Origin of the sequence: Massilistercora timonensis (assembly GCF_048354975.1) — a bacterium.
Taxonomy (GTDB): Bacteria; Bacillota; Clostridia; order Lachnospirales; family Lachnospiraceae; genus Massilistercora; species Massilistercora timonensis.
In genome coordinates this window covers 1-5,002 of record NZ_DBGCJQ010000106.1, presented here as the reverse complement: position 1 = coordinate 5,002, position 5,002 = coordinate 1, and the positions used below count along the sequence as shown (strand labels likewise).

Here is a 5,002-nt window from a genome sequence, read left to right as displayed (position 1 = left end):
ACCTTCTTGGTGGAAAAGGCGCGAACCTTGCAGAGATGACAGGTCTCGGTCTTCCGGTTCCGCAGGGATTCACTGTTACAACAGAAGCTTGTACACAGTACTATGAGGACGGCAGACAGATCAACGACGAGATCATGGGTCAGATCATGGAGGCTATGGCGAAGCTGGAGGAGATCACAGGAAAGAAATTCGGAGACAAAGAGAATCCGCTTCTCGTTTCCGTACGTTCCGGAGCAAGAGCTTCCATGCCTGGTATGATGGACACCATCCTGAACCTGGGTCTTAACGAGGAAGTTGTAGAGGCGCTGGCAGAGGCTTCCGGCAATCCGCGCTGGGCCTGGGACTGCTACAGAAGATTTATCCAGATGTACTCCGACGTTGTTATGGAAGTCGGCAAGAAATATTTCGAAGAGCTCATCGACAAGATGAAAGCAGAAAAAGGCGTAACACAGGACGTTGAGCTGACCGCTGAGGATCTGAAGACTCTGGCCGGACAGTTCAAGGCTGAGTACAAAGAGAAGATCGGTACTGATTTCCCGGCAGACGCCAAAGAGCAGCTGGTAGGCGCTGTGAAGGCGGTATTCCGTTCCTGGGACAACCCGAGAGCAAATGTATACCGTCGTGACAACGATATCCCGTATTCCTGGGGAACCGCTGTCAACGTACAGATGATGGCATTCGGTAACATGGGCGATGACTGTGGTACAGGCGTTGCATTTACCCGTGACCCGGCCACCGGAGCAACCGGACTTTTCGGTGAGTTCCTGACCAACGCACAGGGCGAGGACGTTGTTGCAGGTGTTCGTACTCCGATGCACATCTCCGAGATGGAAGAGAAATTCCCGGAGGCTTTCAAGCAGTTCGTAGATGTTTGCAAGACTCTGGAGACACACTACAGAGACATGCAGGATATGGAGTTTACCGTAGAGCACGGCAAACTGTACATGCTGCAGACACGTAACGGTAAGAGAACCGCTCAGGCTGCTCTGAAGATCGCATGTGACCTGGTAGACGAGGGAATGAGATCTGAGGAAGAGGCTGTAGCTATGATCGATCCCCGTAACCTTGACACTCTGCTTCACCCGCAGTTCGACGCAGCTGCTCTGAAGGCCGCTACTCCGATGGGCAAGGGCCTTGGCGCTTCCCCGGGAGCTGCCTGCGGTAAGGTTGTCTTCACCGCTGACGATGCAGTAGAGTGGGCAGAAAGAGGCGAGAAGGTGATCCTGGTTCGTCTGGAGACCTCTCCGGAGGACATCACCGGTATGAAGAGCGCGCAGGGTATCCTGACCGTTCGTGGTGGTATGACCTCTCACGCAGCCGTTGTTGCCCGTGGTATGGGAGAGTGCTGCGTATCCGGATGCGGCGACATCGTAATGGATGAGGCAAATAAGAAATTCACACTGGGCGGTAAGGAGTTCCATGAGGGAGACGCTATCTCCATCGACGGAACCACCGGTAACATCTACGACGGCATTATCCCGACTGTAGACGCTACTATCGCAGGTGAGTTCGGACGGATCATGGAGTGGGCGGACAAGTACCGCACCATGAAGGTTCGTACCAATGCAGATACACCGGCTGACGCGAAGAAGGCCGTTGAGCTTGGCGCTGAGGGTATCGGCCTTTGCCGTACCGAGCATATGTTCTTTGGCGAGGGCAGGATCGACGCATTCCGCGAGATGATCTGTTCCGAGACCGAGGAAGAGAGAGAGAAAGCCCTGGAGAAAGTCCTGCCTTATCAGCAGGGAGACTTCGAGGCGCTGTACGAGGCTCTGGAAGGAAATCCGGTAACCATCCGTTTCCTGGATCCGCCGCTTCACGAGTTCGTTCCTACCGATGAAGAGGACATCAAGAAACTGGCCGACGCTCAGGGCAAGACTGTTGAGCAGATCAAAGCGATTATCGACGGCCTGCACGAGTTCAACCCGATGATGGGTCACCGTGGATGCCGTCTGGCAGTTACTTATCCGGAGATCGCCAAGATGCAGACAAGAGCTGTCATCCGCGCGGCTATCAAAGTACAGAAGGCTCATCCGGAGTGGACCATCAAGCCGGAGATCATGATCCCGCTGGTAGGCGAAGTAAAAGAGCTGAAGTACGTGAAGAAATTCGTTGTTGAGACTGCAGACGAAGAGATCGCGGCAGCAGGCAGCGACCTGAAATACGAAGTAGGTACCATGATCGAGATCCCGAGAGCGGCTCTTACCGCTGACGAGATCGCTAAAGAAGCTGACTTCTTCTGCTTCGGTACCAACGACCTGACTCAGATGACCTTCGGCTTCTCCCGTGACGACGCAGGCAAGTTCCTGAACGCTTACTATGATGCCAAGATCTTCGAGAACGATCCGTTTGCGAAACTGGATCAGACAGGCGTAGGCAAGCTGATGAAGATGGCCATCGAACTTGGCAAACCGGTTAACCCGGCTCTGCACGTAGGTATCTGCGGCGAGCACGGCGGAGACCCGAGCTCTGTTGAGTTCTGCAACAGCATCGGACTTGACTATGTATCCTGCTCACCGTTCCGTGTACCGGTTGCAAGACTGGCAGCGGCACAGGCAGCGATCGCAAGCAAATAAGTTTAAAATTTCCCAGATGGGGAGATAAAGGAAAGGTCCGCGGGGATTACCCGGCGGACCTTTCTGTCCTGTATTTTGGATCAGGATCAGCAGGAGGTGGGAAATACTATGACAGGGGAAGAAAGACGCGAAGGAATCCTTGAGAGGATCCGCCAGGCGAAAGCGCCTGTGGCGGCAAGGGCGCTGGCAGAGTTCTATGGGGTCAGCCGTCAGGTGATCGTGCAGGATATCGCTCTTATCCGGGCGTCAGGCCATGAGATTTTCTCTACAAACCGGGGGTATATCCTTCTGCAGAAGGAAAGACCGGCAGTCCGGGTTTTCAAGGTGTGCCATACAGATGAGCAGCTGGAGGATGAATTGCTCAGTATTGTAGATCTTGGGGGCTGTGTGGAAAATGTTGTGGTCAATCATAAGGTATACGGCCGGCTGGAGGCGCATCTGGGGGTTGATTCCAGGCGTCGCGTACAGGATTTTCTGGAAGAACTGCGCAGCGGAAAGTCCAGTCCGCTGAAAAACATCACCTCTGGATATCACTATCATGAGATCCGGGCAGACCGGGAAGAGACACTGGATATGATCGGGAAAATGTTGGCGGGAAAAGGATTTTTGGTGGAAGAGGCAGAGGACTAGATTCCCTTTTCGGCGAAAACAGGCTATAATAGAAACAGAAGAGGAACCCGTAAACCTTATGTCATCTGGGATAGAAAAGGAGGGATTCCTATGACAGAGCACAAGATCATTACCATCGGCAGACAATTTGGAAGCGGCGGCCATGAGATCGGAAACTGCCTGGCCACCAGGCTTAATATTCCGCTCTATGACAACAACCTGGTCCGGATGGTGGCGGAGAAGCTGGATATCCGGGAGGAGACAGCCCAGGCGGTGGATGAGACCACCCTGAACAGCTTCCTGGAGGGCTATGTGCTGGCGCCGATCCAGCGCACCGGGAGTGCGGCGGATGATTATACCCAGCCGCTGACAGAGCAGGTCTACGCGCTGCAGTCCGAGATCATACGGAAGCTGGCGGACCGGGGTCCCTGCGTGATCGTGGGGCGCTGCGGAGACTATGTGCTGCGGGAGTATCCGGGACTGATCAACGTATTTATCTGCGCGGACCGGGAGGACCGGATCCGGCGGATCGCCCAGAGGTATGATATGTCAGAGCGTAAGGCGGCGGAGAAGATCAAGCGCATCGACCGGGAGCGGCGGTACTACTATGAATCCCACACCGGCATGGAGTGGGGCAGTATCGAGGCCCATCAGGTCCTCCTGAATGTGAGCAGGCTGGGCCTTGAGGGGACGGTGGATCTTCTGGAGATGATGTACCGGGCATAGATCCGCCGGGAAAATGACGAGAGAAAGTAGGCTAGATAAGAAATGGACCTGATCATAGAAACCTTATTCCACGCCTGTGTTCACGCAGGCGTGGATTGTTTGAAAATGCTTCCCTTTTTATTTGCGGCGTTCCTTCTGATCGAGGCGCTGGAGCACCACGGTTCCCGGAAGCTGGCCAGGGGGCTTGCAAGAGTGGGAAAGGCCGGGCCGGTTGCAGGGGCTCTTGTGGGCTGTATCCCTCAGTGCGGATTCTCCGTGATCGCGGCCAATCTGTATGCCGGGGGCGTCATTTCTCCGGGGACTCTGCTGGCGGTGTTTGTGGCCACTTCGGATGAAGCGGTGCTGATCCTTCTTGGGAACCCGGGGAGCGCGGGGGAGGTGCTGCCTCTTCTGGCAGGTAAGATCCTGATCGCTGTTCTGGCGGGATATGTGACAGATCTTGTGCTTCGGGGTCGGATCGAAGAGCCCAAGGAAGTGGGGGAGCTGTGCCATCACTGCGGCTGCCATAAGGCGGGAGCCGGTCTGTTGCGGCCGGCTTTGAACCACACGGTGCGGATCTTCCTCTATCTCTTTGTTTTTACAGTGATCCTGAACCTGGTGATTGAAGTCTTTGGGATCCGCCAGCTTTCCACATTTCTACTGGGGGACACCCCGGTGCAGCCCCTTGCGGCGGCGGTGGTAGGGCTGATCCCCAACTGCGCGGCCTCTGTGATGCTCACCCAGCTTTATTTAAGCGGGGCCATTTCCTTTGCCTCTGTGATGGCCGGCCTGTGCACCGGAGCAGGGGTGGGGCTGATTGTCCTTTTTAAGATGAACGAGAGCAGAAGGGAGAACCTGAAACTGCTGGGTCTTCTTGTGGCGACCGGCATGGCGGCGGGGATGGCGCTGGAGTTGTTGAAATTTTAACGAAATTAGCGGGAAAAACCGGCGATTTACAGGCAAATCGTTGAAAATAGGGCGGAAAGTTGCATTTTAAGGGAAAGGTGCTATAATAGTTCACAGCTAAAGCGGTAAGCTTTAGAGGATTGAGGAGGAATTATCATGGCAACAAAAAAAGCAACCCCAGAGGTGAAGAAGGCCGGCACTGTCAG

4 protein-coding genes are annotated in these 5,002 nt (G+C 54.8%); all 4 read left to right on the top strand.

Translation table 11 applies throughout. The features are described 5' to 3' along the window. Positions 1-2,576 (top strand): pyruvate, phosphate dikinase (gene ppdK / locus ACML7B_RS09615; protein WP_418540953.1); only part of this gene is annotated, 2,576 nt, incomplete at its 5' end. Positions 2,577-2,684: 108 nt separating this feature from the next. Beyond that, positions 2,685-3,206 carry a transcription repressor NadR gene (locus ACML7B_RS09610; protein ID WP_418540951.1) on the top strand — a complete coding sequence of 174 codons (522 nt, stop codon included), beginning with the start codon at positions 2,685-2,687 and terminating at the stop codon, positions 3,204-3,206. A gap of 90 nt (positions 3,207-3,296) precedes the next feature. After that, positions 3,297-3,911 carry an AAA family ATPase gene (locus ACML7B_RS09605; protein ID WP_106790064.1) on the top strand — a complete coding sequence of 205 codons (615 nt, stop codon included), beginning with the start codon at positions 3,297-3,299 and terminating at the stop codon, positions 3,909-3,911. Between the two features lie 42 nt (positions 3,912-3,953). Next, entirely contained in the window at positions 3,954-4,817 is an 864-nt protein-coding gene (locus tag ACML7B_RS09600) for a putative manganese transporter (RefSeq protein ID WP_418540948.1), read from the top strand. Positions 4,818-5,002: the final 185 nt, after the last annotated feature.